Raw genomic sequence first — 17,142 nt, 5'->3', positions numbered from 1 at the left:
ATGTTTAAACTTTACAGTAAGGTTGCTTGTCCTGTTACACCTGAGCCGGAACCGCTTCTTCTTTTTGTTCAGCTTGTCCCGCATGATCAGGTTTATCCAGCCACCATTTGAATCCATCCGCCTGAACTAGCTTGTCCGAAGCTTCCGGACCGTTGGATCCAGCCGGATAATAAGACAGAGGAATCGAATCCTGCTCGAATGCATCCAAGATCGGCTGCACATATTCCCAGGAAAGCTCCACCTCATCCCAATGGGCAAAAAACGTCGAGTCGCCGCGGATCGCATCAAAAATCAAGTTTTCGTATGCTTCCGGCAGTTCCTCCCCACTCGAGAAGCAGTTGACCCGCATCGGTTCCAGTTTTTCATTGTTCATTGGGTCTTTTTTGTTCAATTGAATGAAAATGCCTTCGTTCGGATTGATTTCGATGACGAGCAGATTAGGATCATTAGTGGTAGTTTGTCCTTTTAAAGGCTCTTTGAATTCAATGACGATGCGCGTAGATTTTTCCTTCATTCTTTTGCCTGTACGGATATAGAACGGAACGTCGCTCCAGAAGTAATTGTCGATCCAAAGACGGAGCGCGATGAATGTATCATTTTTGGAATTGGCCGGAACGCCAGGCTCCACGGTATAACCCGGAACAGGTTTTCCTTGGATTTCGCCCTCCGTGTATTGCCCGCGAATGACGTTACTTGCGATGGTTTCTTTATCCAGGGGACGCAGCGATTCCATGACGTTTCTTTTCTTCATGCGGACTTCGGTTGCATCGCTTTTGCGCGGAAGCCGCATACTAATCATCATGAGCAGTTGAAGCATATGGTTCTGTACCATATCGCGGATAGCTCCGGAATTGTCGTAATATCCGGCTCTTTCTTCAACCCCGACCGTTTCGCTTGCGGTGATTTGCACATTGGCGATATGGTGGTTGGACCACAGCGCCTTGAGGATCGGATTGGATGATTCGAGGATTTCAAGATTTTGCACCATCGGTTTGCCAAGGTAGTGGTCGATCCGGTAAATTTCTTCTTCGTCAAACACTTTGCTGAGCTCCCGGTTCAGATGGCGTGCTGACTCAAGGTCGCGTCCAAACGGTTTTTCGATAATCAGCCGTTTCCAGCCGGTTGTTGCAGTCAGGCCGCTGTCCTTGAGGTTAGAAGCAATGGTTTCAAAAAATTCAGGCGCTACCGAGAGATAAAAAATGCGGTTTCCCGAAATATTAAGTTCTTTCTCCCGGGATTCCACCATCCCCCGCAGCTTATGATAATCTTCCGGATGATTCACGTTGAGAGAGCAGTAACGGATCGATTCCAGAAAACCATTGACCGCAGCCGGATCATTTACCTTTCTTCTCGAAAAAGTTTGCAGCGAGTTCGCTACAATCTGTTGAAAGTCGGCATGCGACTGTTCTTTTCTGCCCATCGCGATAATCGAAAACGATTCAGGCATTTTGTGATCTATATACAAATTAAACAAAGCGGGATAGATTTTTCTTTTGGCCAAATCTCCGGTTCCGCCATACAAAATAAATGACATATTCTCCATATTACATCCTCCATTCCACCATATTGCATAAGCATCAGAGAGCTATTTATGCGCATTTGGTTACTTTAAATAACCCGTTAACTTAACACGGCTCATATTAAACCCATTTTTACAACCTGTCAAACATTTTTTGTCCAAATTATGAACTACGACTTTTTTCAATTAGTGGTAGCGCTTTCTGTGATTTTAGAGTTATAATTGTCAGAGAGAAAGGCTGATTGTGAATAATTTTACATATGGAGTAACCAGTTTATATTTTGTAACCAAGGGATGAAGGAGTGAGCAATCATGAACGATGAAAAACGGGGCAGCTTATTATGTGAGAAGGTGGAATTGGCGTACCAAATTACAGGCAAAAAGTGGGTTAACCTGATTGTTCATACGCTGATGGAGGAACCTAAGCGGTTTAGCGAAATCCATGCTTATATTCCCGATCTAAGCAAACGCGTGTTGAATGAAAGAATGAAGGAACTGGAGGACAACGGCATTGTAGTGCGGAATGTGATTGCCGACAGGCCGGTTCGCATCGAATATTCCTTGACCCGCAAAGGAACGGAGCTTGGCAGAGCGCTGCGGGCAGTGGAGGAATGGGCCGAAAAATGGTGTTGACGGGGTTTTGCCACAAAACGGCGACGTCTCTTGTTCTTATGCAACAGTTATACATTCGTGCCTATGATTAATACGCAAAAAAAGGCCTGCACCGTATAAGATGCAGAACCTTTAGCAGGCCTTAACCAGTCCAAGGTATTAAGCCAGCGTCATCACCTCATATTTTGCGGCTAATTCCATGAAGTGGCCCATGCTGGATATCTCCCCTGCTTCAAGCTGATCCCGGACGCCATAATAGTCTGCGCATGTCGCGCAGGCCAGCACCGGCACGCCCTGATCCGCGAGCTCCTTCAAATGCATGGAAACCAGCGACTCGTTCGTCAGGGCGAGGACGCCCCGGTTGGCGCAAAAAATGGCCGCAGGCAGCTGCTCGCGCTGCTTCAGCAAAGTGAAAAAGGTCTCCAAAATTTGCTGACCAAGCTCTCTTTCCCCGTTGCCCAAGCTGTCGGTTGTCAGAAAAACCACTTTATTTTGCATCCCAATCCATCCTTTCAACCTTGTCATTCTTCCATTATCTCAAAGATGGACCCGGCCAGCAAAAGAACAACCGCACAAGCAGCGAAGCAAGTTAGGAGAAAGCGGTGCGGTTAATGATGGATAAGGCTGAACATTCTATATTATTTATGACGCAACTTCCTTTTGAGTTTTCGCGTGACTAGTCAAAATACCGCTGAGTATAAAAGATAACAACGAACCGGCAAAGCAAATAGCCGCAAATATTGCTACGGCGGAAAAACCGTTAAAATTCGCATAAATGAAGCCTGCAAACCAAGAGCCAAGCGTTGTCGCACCGTACATGATTGAATTGGCCAAACTTGAGATGGTACCGCGGATCGTCGGATTTAACGAATTCAACATTCCCAAAATCAGCGGAAATGAGATTCCCATGTTAACGAATATAAAAAAGTAAACACCTTCGAAAGCCGCAATGGATGGCAGGTGAGGCAAAAAGATAAAACATGCGATAGATACAAGAAAGCCCGCAACCAACGTATTGAAACGGTTCAACTTTTTAATCACAAAAGCGCCGCTAACGCTCCCAACGATATTCCCAAGACCAAGAAAAAACATCACGTACCCCGCCTGGTCAATTGAAAGGTGAAAGCGGTCCGTCACCCACTTTCCAATGAAAGAAAAGGCTGCAAAGAATCCGCATTGAAATAAGAAGTGAGCCAGAAAAGCTCCTCTCGCCATCCCGCTTGTCAATAGCGGGACATATCTTCTAAATAATGGAACCTTTAATCCTGGGTCTTTATTCGGTTTCATTTCGGGCAAAGCATAGAAGATGAATATCGCCACCAAAAACGAACATGCACCGATTGTAAAAAAAGGATAAGACCAATGAGTTGAAGCAAGCAGGCTTCCAATGGGTATGCCGAACGCTTGGGAAGCAGCCAAACCCGCCATTACGATTCCTGAAACTTTGGCGATCTTTGGGGCAGGGAACAGAGCCGGGATGGAGGCCCAAACTTGAGGCGCTGTGAATGCCGCGCTGACTCCGGCTAAAAAGCGGAATAAAAACATCGACCAAAAACCTGTGGCAAAGCCGCATAAAGCGGTTGAAACCGAGAAGCTAACCATGCCGAAAAACATTACTTTTTTGCGGTCCCATCCATCGGAAAGCGGTCCGGCAATCAGCGCAAAAATGGCATAACCAAGAGCGTAGGCCCCTACCATCCAACCGGAGTATTCGGTCGGGATATGAAACAAACTCTGAAGAGTAGGGATGAGCGGAGAAATCAAAAATGTATCCGTACCGATAACAAACATGATGAGGAAAAATAGAGCTGTTAATTTGGTCATGTTCACGTTATTCACCTTTTTCATTCAGTTTTATAATTCAGATCGGATACCAGCATCGTAAACAAAGTTAACAGAACGATACGGGATGAGCACATCCGTTCATTCCACCCTCTTTCATACTGGGAATATGTACAGTTTATGCTCGTTATAGTATCATGTAAAATGATTAGAATAGATGTTACTCATCATTTAAATTGATGCCATGATTTCAGAAGGAAAGGAACGTTGCATATGGAAAGCGGTGATTTGAAAATATTCCGGGCTGTGGCGCAGGAAGGCAGCATCACAAAAGCCGCCTCCCGTCTCGGATATGTGCAGTCCAATGTGACGGCCCGCATCCGGCAGCTGGAAGCCGAATTGAATGCGCCGCTTTTGTACCGGCAGAGCCGCGGCGTGTTGCTAACGCCCGCCGGGCAAAACTTGCTGATATATGCGGACAAAATCGTGCATCTGCTGGAGGAAGCGGTGAAATCCACCCGCAATTCCGAGACGCCAAGCGGCCCGCTCCGCATCGGTTCGTTGGAAACGAACGCTGCGGTTTATTTGCCAGGCATCATGCTGGAATATCACCGGAATTATCCCGAAGTGAAGCTGTCCCTGCATACGGCCCAAACCAGCGAGCTTATCCAAAATGTGCTTGATTACGAGCTGGACGCCGCTTTTGTCGGCGGGTCGGTGGATCATCCGGACCTTGAGGTGCTACTTTCCTTCGAAGAAGAGCTCGTGCTCATCGCGGAGCCGAACGAAATCTCGCTCGAAGGAGCGCTTTCCAAACCCCAACTCTTCTTCGGCAAAGGCTGCTCCCACCGTCAAAAGCTTGAGCAGTGGCTGCATGAAGAACATCAGGAGCCGCTGAACGTCATGGAGTTCGGCACGCTGGAAGCGATTCTTGGCGGCGTATCGGCCGGACTCGGCGTATCGCTGCTGACGCATGCCTCCGTAAAAACTTGGGAGGAGGCCGGAAAAATCCGCTGCTTCCGTGTCCCGGAAAGATTCCGTTATTCCGTTGTCAGTTTCATATACCGGCGCGACCTGTTCCGCACCAGCGCTTTCAACAAATTTGCGGAACAGCTTCTTCGTTCCCCACATCTGGTCAGGAAAGAAAAAACGTAAGCAGGAATTAACTGCCGGATCGACATGTGCGAATCCATAGTGAAAAAAAACGGAGGCTATGCTAAAATACTGAAATTGTATGTGGTAAATCGATCAGGGAGGTTTATATACAAACCATGCTCATTATTGGTATCGCCGGTGGGACAGGCTCCGGCAAAACGACTGTAGCCCGCTCCGTAATTGACCGTCTTGGTAAGGGCAAAGTTACTTTTATATCCCAGGACAATTACTATAAAGATCATAGCGAACTTACGATGGAAGAACGGGCTCTGATCAATTACGATCACCCCTTCGCCTTCGATAATGAACTGTTGATTGAGCATATCGCAGAGCTGCGGGCAGGAAATACAGCCTATGCTCCGGTATATGACTTCACGGTTCACGCCCGTTCCAAGGCGGAATCGATCGAGCTGAAACCCAACAACATCATTATCATCGAAGGACTGCATGTCCTCTCCGACGAAAAGCTGCGCGAAATGCTGGATATCAAAGTGTTCGTCGACACGGATCCCGATGTCCGCATTCTGCGCCGGGTCGTGCGCGATATCGAAGAGCGCGGCCGTTCCATCCAATCGGTTCACCAGCAGTACCTGAGCACGGTCAAACCGATGCATGAGGCATTTATTGAACCCTCCAAAAAATACGCCGACCTGATCATCCCCGAAGGCGGAGAAAACGAGGTCGGCATCCAGCTCCTGTCGATCCTGACGGAAAAATTCCTGTCGGGCGACCGGGATTGGTCCGATCTTTAAACGACGGCTGCATGAATGCGGCGAGCCGAAGATCGGCATAAAAGCAAGGCCCCCGAGCGAAATTTATCCGTCGGGGGCCTGTTTTTATGCCTCTTATGTAATGACTTCTAAAATCTTATCGATAGCTCGTTGATTCTCATGACCGTCAAGAACGGTCGGCAGGTCGCTATCCATCCGATCATAAACAATATATTCGTACACCTTATCCAGAAATGGATAGAATGCGGGATAATATGCCCCTGCTTCGTTCGTTAAATGCAGCGGCACTTCTGGTTTCTCCACTTCAATTCCGGTCAGTTGTTCATTCGCTTTCCCAAAGCATAACCGTTCATCATCGGTTAAAGTGACAGTCCCCGAGCTCCCGAATATCTTCAACTCCGAACCAAATCCATGGTTGATCCCTGACAACAATTGAATGGAAAACGTGAATCCGCTTTTCATTTTTCCATGAATAAAAAAAGCATCATCCGCATCTCTGCGCTCCCCTGCTCCTTCGGGAACATGCGTATGAACCATCCCTTGGACCAACTCCATTTCATCATGTCCTAACCATCGCAGACAATCAATCATATGGGTTCCTAATGCGCCTAACATTCCTCCGAATTTACGTTTCTCCCCCATCCACCCTCTTCGGGATGACCTCAGGCGTTGATACTGCGGGCTTGAAATATGATATTCGAAATGAAGAAGCTCCCCGATCCCGCCATCAGCAATCAGGTTTTTTACTTTTTGCCTGACGGGCAAATACCTCCATTCAAAATCAACGATCACCTTCACTTGATGCTTTTGGGCAAGCTGCATCAGCTCTTCGGACTCGCGGCAGTTCATTGTAAAAGGTTTTTCGCATACCACATGGATTCCTTTTTTAATCGCATACTTCACCATTTCATAATGATAGACTGGCATGGAACTGACAAAGACAAGCTCAATATTCTCTTGATCCAGCATCTCGGTCCAGTTTATATAATGCGCAGGAGAATCATCCCAGTGCAGCAGGGCTTCGGGAAGTTGATGACGCATCATTGTACTGACGGCAGTTACCTGCATTTTAGGATGGGTATTGATAAGCGGGGCTTGAACACTCAGTCCAAATCCTCCGCCTATAATTCCGACTCGCATACATTACCTCCTGATCACTATGGCAAATTAAGCCTGCTTTTTATTCACATGGACGGGATTAAACTGCTCCCGATACTGACCGGGGGTCATGCCCTCCAGTTTCTTAAACATCCGGTTGAAATAAGGAGGCTGGTAGCCAACCGCCTTCGCAATATCGCTGATCTTCATATCGGTGGTTACAAGCAGCTTTTTGCAATGGCTCATTTTGATCGAGGTCAAATAATCGATGTAGTTGATGCCGGTCATCTGCCGGAATGCCTTGCTTAACTGCGACACGCTGACTCCCGCTTCCATGGCGAAGGTTTCAAGCGACAAATCGCTCATGTAGTTCTCGTTCATCGCCACAATGATTTGATCCACGAGATGTTTCATCGATTGATGATAGCTCCGGTTCAGCGCATCCATGTAAGGCTTGATGATTTTGGCATGGAACCACTCAATGCAGGCATTGGCATCACGGAGCTCCTCCAGTTCTTCCTGCAATTTCATCCCGTCGTATATCGCGTAAGGATTATGATTGGACTGGATCATGGAGCGGAATAAGTTATTTCTCAGGCGTGTTAACCCTTGATGGACAACCCATTCCGGCGCACCGTCGTTTTGCAGCGCCTCAACGAATCGGATCAAAATCTCCATTGCTTCTTCTTCAAGCCCGAGGTTTAGCGTATGCGTAAACTCCTGTTCCAGCTCAAACGGAAATTCCACCTTCAAATTAGCCTGTTCAAGCACCACATCAGCGTCGAGCAGCTGACTGTCCGACGTGAAACTGCGGTAACTTAGCGCCCGTCTCGCCTGCTCAAGCAAGTAGGGAACATCCGTCCAAGCTTCCGTCGGGCCATTCACCACGATGGTCGCCGGCATATTCAGCACCTTCCGCAGCGTATCCAGCATTTCAGCGCTTAATTGCATCAACGGCCGCTTCCGTTCTTCTGCAGGCAAGGTTGAAGGCATAAACGCGATGACGGCAAAAGAGCCATCCATAAAATCAACGATATGCACATACGAAGCGGTCCGCTCAGCCATTTCCTGCAGCAAATTGACGGCCGCATAGGTTAATAGCTGAATATCTTTGGCCGTCAGCTGGCCCCGTTTCTTGCCGAGAGAATGAAGCCGGCATACCATAACGAAAAAATGCTGCCCCGACAGATCCAACTGCAATGTTTGCAGTTTCTCGACGATTTCCGTTTCCGACAAATGGGCGGCCTGCCCGAGCACAAATTGATTGATCAGCGCTTCCCGCACCTTGGGAATGGATTGGTTGAGATTGCTTTGCAGCGTTTCGTTAACTGACCGATGTAATCTCCATTTCTCCTCAATGTATTTGAGCTCATTATTTTCCGGCGTCGTTTCCGCTTTGCCCTCTCGGAATAAATCGACGATCCTGCGGATCGGTTTATACATCCGGTTGGAAGCAAACCAGCTCAAAGCAAGCGCCAGACACAAGGAGCCGATCCAGTAAATGATGACGACATGCTTATAGGGGCCGGTTGGGGCCGTAATCGCGGAAGAAGGCGTGCCCGAAACGAAGGTCCATATCCCGCCCATTTTCTCAAAAGATATAGTACTGACCAGCAGATTATCATCTTTTATCGGCAGCTGAAAATGCGACTGGGTATCGTACGAACGTTTGGTGGCACTCAACATCTCCTGGATGTTCGAAAGAACTTCGGGATGTTGCTTGCTTGCATCGGACTGCCCGACCAGCGTATCTTCCCCGTCAAGCACAAACGCAATCTGCTCGGAACCCGCGTTCAGTTGAATCTTATCGGGGTTGACGTACAGAACAAGCGCACCGTAAGACTGCCTGCTGTTAAAGGGCAATTTCATCACGATGGCATGGGTTGATCCCCCTTTATGAAAGGGCCTTGGCAGCTGATTGGTCCAAAAGATGTTCTGTTCGGACTGCATGATGTTTTTCCAGGCGATCGTGTCGGCAGGAAGATCCAGCGTGCGCAAACCAAGCATAGGCTGCATGATTTTGTTCTGCTTCGCCACGTATAGATAGGCCTGATCGATCAAGGGATCTCCGTTTTCGATAAAATACAGCGTATCGCTTAATTCCTGCGTCTTTTCAAATTGATCCACGAAATTCATATCGGCAAGCGATGGCTTAAGTATGGGGTTGGAGATCATGTGCACCGCATACTGGACAAGCTGGGAAAACTGCTCGTCGATCTGCCTCGCGGTATCGTTTACGAGTTCCTCGTTGTTCTGTTGATGCTGCCTGATCAAATATTGATTACCAACATGCCAGTTAATGAAGCTCACAATGGTAATGGGGACGCATGTGAGCAATATGGCAATCGCAATGGTTTTCCAATACATGATGCCTTTTGAAGCCAACTTCCTCGTCCATCCTTGACTCACCAAGACCCCTCACTCCTTGATTTTATCTGTTCGGAAAATACTGACGACCGCAAGTGATGTTTTACCATACATCATAGCGAAACAGAGCCCAAATGGAAAGGCTTCCAAACGGGGAAAATAGTGATTTATCGGCTTTTTCTTCTTTAAACCCCCTCTGTCAAAAAAGTGCAATCTCCTGAAATGAAAGTTCGAAAAATGCTTCTAACAGCTGGTATGAAAGCATCTGTGAGCGAGTGAAATAAAATCAAATTGCCGAAAATTTTGTAAGCCCTTACATTTTGTTTAGGCGTTAACTTCTCAGTCAAAGAAAGGGAGGCAAGCAGATGTCAAGATCGGGGTCAAAGGCTAAGTCGCAACATCCCAAGCGGCCGTTATGGCCGGATTTAAAACGGGATAGGTACCTGTATTTACTCGCTCTGCCAGGCATTTTATTTTTCGTTATTTTCAAATATATTCCGATCACTAACTTGATCATCGGATTTCAGGACTACTCTCCTTATTTGGGAATCACCGGCAGCCCGTGGGTCGGATTTGAACATTTCACCCGTTTTTTCTCGAATCCGGATTTCTGGATGCTGCTGCGCAATACAATGGGCATCAGCATATTGAACCTGATTTTCTTTTTTCCGGCGCCGATCATCCTCGCGCTTATGATGAACGAGGTCCGCAATCAGATCGCGAAGCGTACGGTACAGTCCTTGATTTATATCCCTCATTTTTTGTCCTGGGTGCTGATTTACGGGCTCACTTACCTGATGTTTTCCCAATCGGAAGGTTTGTTTAATAAGCTGCTGACCGCGATGAATAAAGATACGATTGATATTTTATCCAATCCGAAGCTCTTTTGGGGCCTCCTGACGGTGCAGTCCATTTGGAAGGAAGTCGGCTGGGGTACGATTATTTTCCTTGCGGCCATTGCGGGCGTCGATCCCCAGCAGTACGAGGCGGCCTTGATCGACGGGGCCGGACGTTTTCGGAGGATGTGGCATATCACGCTGCCGGCGATGCGAAACGTTATTATCATCCTGTTCATTCTCCGCCTCGGCACCATTATGGATACAGGTTTTGAACAAGTGTACCTGATGATGAACGCCGCCGTGACCGAGGTAGCCGAAGTCTTTGACACCTACGTCTACCGCGTTGGAATCAGGCAAGGCGAATTCAGCTACAGCACTGCCATCGGCTTATTCAAATCCATCGTGGGCGTCATTCTGGTCGTCAGCGCCAATAAAGCCGCTAAGCGATTTGGAGAGGAAAGCCTGTACTAAGAAGCACTACACGGAAAGGAGAGTCACCCGGATGATCATGCAGCTCAATACGTCCTGGAAGGACCGCTTATTCAACGTCGCTAACCTCGGGCTTCTCATTTTGCTCAGCTTGGCAATGGTCTTTCCGATTTATTACACCATCGTGCTTTCATTCACCGATTCGACCGAATATTACACCAGGGATTTGATTTTATGGCCGCATCACTGGTCGCTGGATGCCTATAAATATTTGCTGGGCACCGGGTCGTTCGTGAATTCCTTGTCGGTCAGCGTATTTCTGGCAACGGTCGGAACTGCCTTAAGTTTACTTGTGACGGGAGGATTGTCATATGCAATTTCCTGCCGCCGTCTCAGGTTCCGCAAATCGATGATGTTTATGATACTACTGACCTTTCTTTTTACGCCAGGTCTGGTGCCCTTATACATGGTCGTCCGCAACCTGGGCCTGATCGACAGCATATGGTCCTTGATTTTGCCCTCACTGACGAGCGGATGGTATGTGCTGCTTATGAAAGGCTTTTTCGACAGCATTCCTGACAGTTTGGACGAAGCCGCACGCATCGACGGTTGCACCGAAATCAGCGTGTTTTGGCGGATAATTATTCCGTTATCGCTGCCGGCAATCGTTGCCTTTGGCCTGTTCTTCGCGGTAGGCTACTGGAACACCTATTTCAGCGGCATTATGTTTATCAACCAACAGTCGAAGTGGCCGCTTCAGGTGCTTTTGCAAAACATGCTCGTTGATCCGACCACCATGGGCGGCGGCACGCAAAGCGTATCCATGCAAATGAACCGGCAGCTGCCGACGGAAACCTTGAAAATGGCTGCGGTCGTGATTGCCACCATTCCCATCATGCTCGTATATCCGTTCCTCCAGAAACATTTTGCGACAGGCGCCATGGTCGGTTCTGTGAAGGAATGAAGATATATAGGGCTCAAAAACTAATTATAATGTCGAGCCCGTTTTTTAAATAAAAAGGAGGTTATCCGAAAATGATTCAGACAAAAAAATCCATGCTGATGAAATCGATGCTGGTCGTTCTGGGCGCAAGCGTGCTGCTTACTGCCTGCGGCGGCGGTTCGAAAGGCGCGGCTTCAGACTCGTCCGAACCGACAAAAATTCAAATGCAGACGCTGAATTATGCCACCGAATTTATCGACAATACGAACGTGATCTGGAAAGAATTCGAGAAGCGGACCAACACCAAACTGGATATTACTTGGCTGTCCCCGTCCACGTCGGACGAAAAGATCAACGTTATGCTGGCTTCAGGCGATCTGCCGGAGGTCACGTTTGTCGAGACTTTGCTGAATCCGCAGCTGCAAAAGATGATAGAGCAGGGCGTTTTCTGGGATTTGACACCATATCTCAAAGATTATCCGAACCTTACCGCACCGAATCTTGCCGAAATGTGGTCCGTATCCAAAGTCAATGGCAAAAACTATGTCATCCCGCGGTATTACCCGAGTTATGGCGGCGGAGCTTTTCCGATTCTGCGCAAAGACTGGATGGACAAACTGGGGCTGCAAACACCGACCACGATGGATCAGTTATTCGATGTGCTGAAGGCATTTAAAGAAAAAGACCCGAACGGCAATGGACAGGCGGATGAGATTCCATACGCGGCCAATCCCGATACTATGGGCTTCGTGTATGGTGTATTCAACGGCACTCAGGGCCAGTGGAAGCTCAAAGACGACAAACTTGTCCCCGTTATCACCCAAGACGAATCCCGCGATGCCGTGCTTTGGATTAAAAAAGCTTATGACGCAGGACTATTCCCGAAAGATTTTGCCATCATGAAATATTCGCAAACGGTCGATCTGATCCGGGGAGGTAGCGCAGGGGGCACTTCTCAATCCATGAACCATGCCTGGGTGACGGGGGAAAAGATCCGCGAGGTTGTTCCGACAGCCGATTACATGCCGATTACCTATCTGGAAAATGCCCAGGGTGAAAAATACACGCCATCGGGCGCGCCGTATTATGGAGTTTATCTGATTCCTAAAAAAGTCCCTGAAGCTAAAGTGAAGAAAATTCTGGAGTTTTTTGATTATGCCTACGGCAAAGAAGGCAATGAACTGGCTACCTACGGTCTTGAAGGCGTGCACTACAAGGTCGAGAACGGCCGCAAAATTCCGACTCCTCAAAGCGAAAAAGACCATCTGGGCGATGGCAACATGAACAACCTGATCCACCTCATCAGCGATGATATGGCAATCGGCGCGGTCGGCATGCCGGATGATGTATATAACCGCAACGTCGATATCGTAAACGAACGCAAAAAGATCAAAACCCCTGAGCCGGGCAGAGAACTGTACTCGGAAGCTTATAACAAATACTACCCGGAAATCCAAAAGAAAGTAAGCGACATGCGCACCAAAGTGATCATCGGCAAAGATACCATCGAAAACTATGACAAATTGATCGAGCAGCTGCGCAATGATCCGAATCTGCAGAAGGTAGCGGATGAAATGACCGAAGCTTATCATAAAAAGATGAGCAGCAAGTAAACAAATTAAAATAACCCCACAAAGTGGAGCCTATGCTTCGATGCTTATTCCAAATACTTTGCGGGGACCCCCAAAAAAACTTATAAATTCTATACTGCCAAAAAAGGGTTCCGCAACCGTTCACACGGCGCGGAACCCTTAAATATAAGCGAGAGAAGCGAAGGGGACGGAATCGATTCTTACGAAGCGTTAGCGGTTGGAAGAACGATCCGTAACCGCAGCGGCCACCTCGCACAAAATCTCACTCCGGATTTTCATTGCTCATCCAACTGTCAACCTGAAGCGGCTCGCTGTAATCCTCTCTGGCGGATAATTTATGAAGCAGTTCCTCCGCCTCGCTGCGGGAAGCAAACCCTCCCATAGCCACGATGTACTTGCCGTTTTTCGTTTTAATGACGCTGCTGCCGTCCCCGGCATACTGTTCGTCGATGATCGCAAGCGATTCGCCAAGCTCCATCTCCTGGCTGCGAACGAAGAAGACCTCATGCGCCTTGTCTTTTTTCGCGGCGCCAAACAGCTTCAACTGGATATACCCCGGCTGTTGGTATTCCGATACGGAATAATCGATGTTGTCTTTGAGCTCGACGACAAATTGAACCGCGGAATCATCCAAAATAACGTTGTTATAGATATCCTTTACGTTCGAGAGTGAAGCGATGTCCTTCTTCAGCTTATCAACATCCAAATTCCGGACGCCGTTAAAGGTAAAGATCAGGCGGTTTGGCGCTTCCTTATGATCAACCGTATAAGCCGGCGCACTCTCCGTTTGCTCCCCATCGATGGTGAAATGGATGTTCAGCGTATTTTCCTGAACCGTCGTCGTGACGGATACGCCGTCGGTCCGTTCGCCTCCGCTGCCAACCTGCAGCACTTTAACAATCGACCCGATCACCGGCACATCGGATAAAGCCATGGCAACGCTCGGCACGTTCACGGTAATCATAACCGCTGCACAAGCAGCAACAAGGGTGGACGAGCCGCGAAGCCATTTCATTTTTCGTTTTTGAATCCGCCCCCGTTGTACGGCCTCCTGAATCACTCCCGAAAGACGGTCGGGAATCTCGATATGTTCATAACGTTCTTTGCCTGTCATTGGGCGTCCACCTCTTCTTTGATTAAATGTTTTTTCAGTTTGTCCAGAATCCGGTAGAGCCTGGTTTTGACGGTGTTCTCCGGTAAAGACAGCACCTCCGCCATATCCTTAAACCGCTGGTCCTCGAAATATTTCAATATAATAAAAGATTTGTCTTCCGGCATTAGCCGATCCAGCGCCTCGTAAAGATCCATTTTTTCCTCCAGTGACACCGAATCTTCTTTGGAGGCATATTCGATTGCGCTGTCTTCCATATACGTGTATTTTTGTTTTCTTTTGATATGGTCCATCGCGCAATTGATCACGATCCGGCTCACCCAGGTTTCAAAATATTCCGGATTCTTTAATTTCTCGAAAGAAAGATAAGCTTTGTATGCCGCTTCGGAGACAATCTCCAAAGCTTCCTGTTCGTTTTTCACGTAACAATATGCGAAGCGATAAAGCTTTTCTTTGCAGATCTCCATCCGCTCACTGAATTGCTGTTCGGTTAATTTTGCTGCTGACTGATTCAGTTGGTTCACCCCCATGGATTGCAAGATCCAAACTTTGTTACAAGCTTTGCTTGCTTTTGTGCCCTTTAGACAGAGAGGGAAGGCAAAAAGTTTCAAACTTATGTACTTTCCTGTTTATACCTGTTTTTACGTCCAATAACAAAGGCCCGGTCCCAAAAACGCAAAATGGAGCGCACCCGCCAAAGGCGGAGCACTCCATGATTATATTGCTTAGAAGTTTAGAAAATTTACAACATGCATTAAAGCTATAGAATCCATCAAAGTATACGTTAACGGTTGATAGGACACGTCATCTCCAAATCGGCAACGTATCGTTTGACCGTATTTCCTTCCTTGTCGGTCCGGAATTCCCCTGTCTTGGCGGCTTCGTTCTTAAAGACCGGGAAATAAGGCTTGATAATAATGGAAGACGCATCTGTATCGGCCGGGTCGACCACATAATCCACTATCGTATTTCCGTCCCTGCTTTCCGACGTTCCCATGATGAGGTCCAGATTTTTACCCTTATCGTCCACGATATCATAACTTAACAGCTGCTGATCCTCGCCCGTTCCTTTTATGATGAACTGCAGCCGCGTCGAAAGCGACGTCAGCTGTGCCTTTTTCAAAGCGATGTCGATTCCATCCGCCTGTTTATTCAGATTAGGGGTTAGAACTCGCGGATTCTCTTTGCTTTTGCGGACGGGAATATCCAGCTTATACGGCGAATTCACGCCTTCCAGCGAAAATTGTGCATGCATGTCAAACTGCTCGGGCAGCACCGGCGCGTTTTCATCCAAAAAGGTTCCGTCGGTGATTGTATACAACACGGTATCCGGATCTTCTTGCTGCATGGACATCACGTGGTAAGAGCTTTTCCCTTCTTTCTGAATCAAAGACTGACCGTTTACCGAGATATCAACGCCTTGCAGGACCCCTTTTTCCTCTCCTATATAAACCTTACCATCCCGAGAAAATCCCGATAATCCGCTCTGCAATCCTTCGCCATCCCGTTTCAGCTCGAAAGAAAGACGGGTCCCGTCATAAACAACGCCAGGAATGCTGAGACGTATTCCATCATGTGTTTGCTGTGCGCCTACGATGGATGTCAGTCCGCGTTTTTCAGCGGTCTTAAATCCTAAATCATCGGTAAATTGATATAAGCTGCCGACTAGCGGAATTTCCCGCAAAGACTCCGCCATTACCGGCGAAATAAAACCGCTACCTATGAACCCAAGTACCGCTGCCGCCACCGATCCCGCAATCCAGGCCCGGCGTAAAGGCCTGCGGTTACTTTTTTGTCCTCGCCTCATATTTTGTTCCGGTTCAGCGCCTATACTCCCGAGCGAGGCATACACGGCCTCCTGACGGTCCCGCACGATCCGAGGCACGATTACGGGATGTTCTTTATTCCATTTTTTCAGTTTCTGTTCCAATTCAAATCGATCCATAGTTGAGATCTCCCTCCTGCGAGTTGGCATACGACTTCATTAATCGGTTTCTGGCCCGATGCAGCCTTGTCCGTACGGCCGTTTCCGAAATATCCAGCACCTGCGCAATTTGCTTTACAGACAGATCATGAAAGTAAAACAACTCCGTTACGATCCGCAGCTTATCATCCAAACGGCTCACCATTTCCCTTATATCGCTTCCGATGTCGTCGCCGGCAGAACAGGAAAGCTGATCCGGCTCGGGCACATCGGCCATAATGACCATACGTTTCCGGTTTCGGAGTATTTGGTTGCATTCATTGATCACGATCCGCAGCACCCAGGTCTTGAAATATTGCGGCTGCTTTAATCCGGCTATGGATTTGAACGCTTTGAGCGTAGCTTCCTGTATGGCGTCCGCACAATCCGCATCCTGCTTTAGAATCGACTTGGACAGACCGTACATTTCGGGTTCAAGCTGCCGGAACAACCGGATAAACGCCTCACGATCCCCTTGCTGCGCTTTTCGAATATCCGTTTCATCCATCACGATTACGAATCACTCCTTCTGAGGGCCCTCTAATCTCTTAGATGGAAAAGTCTGCGCAATTGTTACATCAACAGTTTTTCACACCAAAATCTTTACTTGGGGTACTTTCTGAAAATTGAGGGATTTTATCGTAACTTTAGGCAATAAACCATGTTATATAAATAAAAAGCGTTTCAATACGAGGTGATGAGCTAATGGAGGAAAAAAACATAAGCAGCGGGAAAGAGCCGGACCTGCTTCAAAAGAAACATGCCGAGTTGTGGGACGAACTGTCTGCATTGCAGACGGATCAAGCCATGAAATTATTGATCAGTTTCACGAATCAAGTCAGGCTTCAGCAAGTCATTAAAGTACAAAGAAGGGATTTGTTTGGGAGCTTGACGGCCGTATTCAAATCTCCGTGGTTTTATGTATCCTTGCTTGCGGGCCTTAGCTTTCCGATCATGATTTATGTTTCGTTCATCTATACCTCGCTGTGGATAGAATAAGT

Annotated in this window: 16 protein-coding genes; 7 read left to right on the top strand and 9 right to left on the bottom strand. The window is 47.7% G+C overall.

The genetic code is table 11. From position 1 onward, the window contains the following. Nucleotides 1-34 precede the first annotated feature (34 nt). The gene (gene zwf / locus L6442_RS01635) at nucleotides 35-1,543 is read right to left on the bottom strand and encodes a glucose-6-phosphate dehydrogenase (RefSeq protein ID WP_212979181.1); all 1,509 of its coding nucleotides are present in this window, start codon (nucleotides 1,541-1,543) and stop codon (nucleotides 35-37) included. Nucleotides 1,544-1,831: 288 nt separating this feature from the next. On the opposite strand from zwf, the gene L6442_RS01630 reads away from it, so the two are divergent. After that, nucleotides 1,832-2,152, top strand: coding sequence for a winged helix-turn-helix transcriptional regulator (locus L6442_RS01630; protein WP_212979180.1), 321 nt, complete (start codon nucleotides 1,832-1,834; stop codon nucleotides 2,150-2,152). Between the two features lie 138 nt (nucleotides 2,153-2,290). Here the strand turns inward: L6442_RS01630 and L6442_RS01625 are convergent, their stop codons facing one another. Further along, entirely contained in the window at nucleotides 2,291-2,629 is a 339-nt protein-coding gene (locus tag L6442_RS01625; RefSeq protein WP_212979179.1) for a DsrE family protein, read from the bottom strand. A gap of 144 nt (nucleotides 2,630-2,773) precedes the next feature. Continuing rightward, nucleotides 2,774-3,955, bottom strand: coding sequence for an MFS transporter (locus tag L6442_RS01620; protein ID WP_212979178.1), 1,182 nt, complete (start codon nucleotides 3,953-3,955; stop codon nucleotides 2,774-2,776). A gap of 231 nt (nucleotides 3,956-4,186) precedes the next feature. Here L6442_RS01620 and L6442_RS01615 point away from each other — a divergent pair, with 231 nt between their 5' ends. Both L6442_RS01615 and udk read left to right on the top strand, forming a co-directional pair. Then, nucleotides 4,187-5,068, top strand: coding sequence for a LysR family transcriptional regulator (locus L6442_RS01615; RefSeq protein ID WP_212979177.1), 882 nt, complete (start codon nucleotides 4,187-4,189; stop codon nucleotides 5,066-5,068). 116 nt (nucleotides 5,069-5,184) lie between these two features. Then, nucleotides 5,185-5,820 (top strand): uridine kinase, encoded by a 636-nt coding sequence (gene udk / locus L6442_RS01610; RefSeq protein WP_212979176.1) that lies wholly within the window; start codon nucleotides 5,185-5,187, stop codon nucleotides 5,818-5,820. 93 nt (nucleotides 5,821-5,913) lie between these two features. On the opposite strand, the gene L6442_RS01605 is transcribed toward udk, so the two are convergent. Together L6442_RS01605 and L6442_RS01600 are read right to left on the bottom strand one after the other, a co-directional pair. Continuing rightward, on the bottom strand, nucleotides 5,914-6,939 hold the full coding sequence (locus tag L6442_RS01605) for a Gfo/Idh/MocA family protein (RefSeq protein ID WP_212979175.1): 1,026 nt from the start codon (nucleotides 6,937-6,939) through the stop codon (nucleotides 5,914-5,916). Nucleotides 6,940-6,966: 27 nt separating this feature from the next. Beyond that, complete coding sequence (locus L6442_RS01600; RefSeq protein ID WP_237100177.1) at nucleotides 6,967-9,306, bottom strand: helix-turn-helix domain-containing protein; 2,340 nt, start codon at nucleotides 9,304-9,306, stop codon at nucleotides 6,967-6,969. Nucleotides 9,307-9,629: 323 nt separating this feature from the next. On the opposite strand from L6442_RS01600, the gene L6442_RS01595 reads away from it, so the two are divergent. The 3 genes from L6442_RS01595 (at nucleotide 9,630) to L6442_RS01585 (ending at nucleotide 13,088) form a co-directional block, all read left to right on the top strand. Beyond that, nucleotides 9,630-10,574, top strand: coding sequence for an ABC transporter permease (locus tag L6442_RS01595; RefSeq protein WP_212979174.1), 945 nt, complete (start codon nucleotides 9,630-9,632; stop codon nucleotides 10,572-10,574). A gap of 31 nt (nucleotides 10,575-10,605) precedes the next feature. Further along, on the top strand, nucleotides 10,606-11,496 hold the full coding sequence (locus tag L6442_RS01590) for a carbohydrate ABC transporter permease (protein ID WP_373871822.1): 891 nt from the start codon (nucleotides 10,606-10,608) through the stop codon (nucleotides 11,494-11,496). Between the two features lie 71 nt (nucleotides 11,497-11,567). After that, on the top strand, nucleotides 11,568-13,088 hold the full coding sequence (locus L6442_RS01585; protein WP_212979173.1) for an extracellular solute-binding protein: 1,521 nt from the start codon (nucleotides 11,568-11,570) through the stop codon (nucleotides 13,086-13,088). Between the two features lie 241 nt (nucleotides 13,089-13,329). Here the strand turns inward: L6442_RS01585 and L6442_RS01580 are convergent, their stop codons facing one another. From L6442_RS01580 to L6442_RS01565, 4 genes are all read right to left on the bottom strand, one after another. Beyond that, complete coding sequence (locus L6442_RS01580) at nucleotides 13,330-14,181, bottom strand: SPOR domain-containing protein (RefSeq protein ID WP_212979172.1); 852 nt, start codon at nucleotides 14,179-14,181, stop codon at nucleotides 13,330-13,332. Further along, on the bottom strand, nucleotides 14,178-14,708 hold the full coding sequence (locus L6442_RS01575) for a sigma-70 family RNA polymerase sigma factor (protein WP_212979171.1): 531 nt from the start codon (nucleotides 14,706-14,708) through the stop codon (nucleotides 14,178-14,180). The genes L6442_RS01580 and L6442_RS01575 overlap by 4 nt, the downstream gene beginning before the upstream one ends. A gap of 254 nt (nucleotides 14,709-14,962) precedes the next feature. After that, a complete protein-coding gene (locus L6442_RS01570; RefSeq protein WP_212979170.1) occupies nucleotides 14,963-16,123 on the bottom strand; it encodes a DUF4179 domain-containing protein in 1,161 nt (386 codons plus the stop codon). Further along, nucleotides 16,110-16,649 (bottom strand): sigma-70 family RNA polymerase sigma factor, encoded by a 540-nt coding sequence (locus L6442_RS01565; RefSeq protein WP_212979222.1) that lies wholly within the window; start codon nucleotides 16,647-16,649, stop codon nucleotides 16,110-16,112. Before L6442_RS01565 ends, L6442_RS01570 begins: the two co-directional genes overlap by 14 nt. 197 nt (nucleotides 16,650-16,846) lie before the next feature. Between L6442_RS01565 and L6442_RS01560 the strand changes: the two genes are divergently transcribed. Then, nucleotides 16,847-17,140, top strand: coding sequence for a hypothetical protein (locus L6442_RS01560; RefSeq protein ID WP_212979169.1), 294 nt, complete (start codon nucleotides 16,847-16,849; stop codon nucleotides 17,138-17,140). Nucleotides 17,141-17,142 lie beyond the last annotated feature (2 nt).

The organism is Paenibacillus azoreducens (genome assembly GCF_021654775.1).
In the GTDB taxonomy this organism is placed as follows: Bacteria; Bacillota; Bacilli; order Paenibacillales; family Paenibacillaceae; genus Paenibacillus_AQ; species Paenibacillus_AQ azoreducens.
Note: the sequence above shows the minus strand (reverse complement) of the source record. Positions and strands in the feature narration are given on the sequence as shown.

Coding starts and splice junctions, on each gene's coding strand:
- L6442_RS01590 (WP_373871822.1), top strand. CDS start 10,606: ATGATCATGCAGCTCAATACGTCCTGGAAGGACCGCTTATTCAACGTC.
- L6442_RS01585 (WP_212979173.1), top strand. CDS start 11,568: ATGATTCAGACAAAAAAATCCATGCTGATGAAATCGATGCTGGTCGTT.
- L6442_RS01625 (WP_212979179.1), bottom strand. CDS start 2,629: ATGCAAAATAAAGTGGTTTTTCTGACAACCGACAGCTTGGGCAACGGG.
- L6442_RS01580 (WP_212979172.1), bottom strand. CDS start 14,181: ATGACAGGCAAAGAACGTTATGAACATATCGAGATTCCCGACCGTCTT.
- L6442_RS01565 (WP_212979222.1), bottom strand. CDS start 16,649: ATGGATGAAACGGATATTCGAAAAGCGCAGCAAGGGGATCGTGAGGCG.
- L6442_RS01575 (WP_212979171.1), bottom strand. CDS start 14,708: ATGGGGGTGAACCAACTGAATCAGTCAGCAGCAAAATTAACCGAACAG.
- L6442_RS01630 (WP_212979180.1), top strand. CDS start 1,832: ATGAACGATGAAAAACGGGGCAGCTTATTATGTGAGAAGGTGGAATTG.
- zwf (WP_212979181.1), bottom strand. CDS start 1,543: ATGGAGAATATGTCATTTATTTTGTATGGCGGAACCGGAGATTTGGCC.
- L6442_RS01570 (WP_212979170.1), bottom strand. CDS start 16,123: ATGGATCGATTTGAATTGGAACAGAAACTGAAAAAATGGAATAAAGAA.
- L6442_RS01615 (WP_212979177.1), top strand. CDS start 4,187: ATGGAAAGCGGTGATTTGAAAATATTCCGGGCTGTGGCGCAGGAAGGC.
- udk (WP_212979176.1), top strand. CDS start 5,185: ATGCTCATTATTGGTATCGCCGGTGGGACAGGCTCCGGCAAAACGACT.
- L6442_RS01605 (WP_212979175.1), bottom strand. CDS start 6,939: ATGCGAGTCGGAATTATAGGCGGAGGATTTGGACTGAGTGTTCAAGCC.
- L6442_RS01620 (WP_212979178.1), bottom strand. CDS start 3,955: ATGACCAAATTAACAGCTCTATTTTTCCTCATCATGTTTGTTATCGGT.
- L6442_RS01560 (WP_212979169.1), top strand. CDS start 16,847: ATGGAGGAAAAAAACATAAGCAGCGGGAAAGAGCCGGACCTGCTTCAA.
- L6442_RS01595 (WP_212979174.1), top strand. CDS start 9,630: ATGTCAAGATCGGGGTCAAAGGCTAAGTCGCAACATCCCAAGCGGCCG.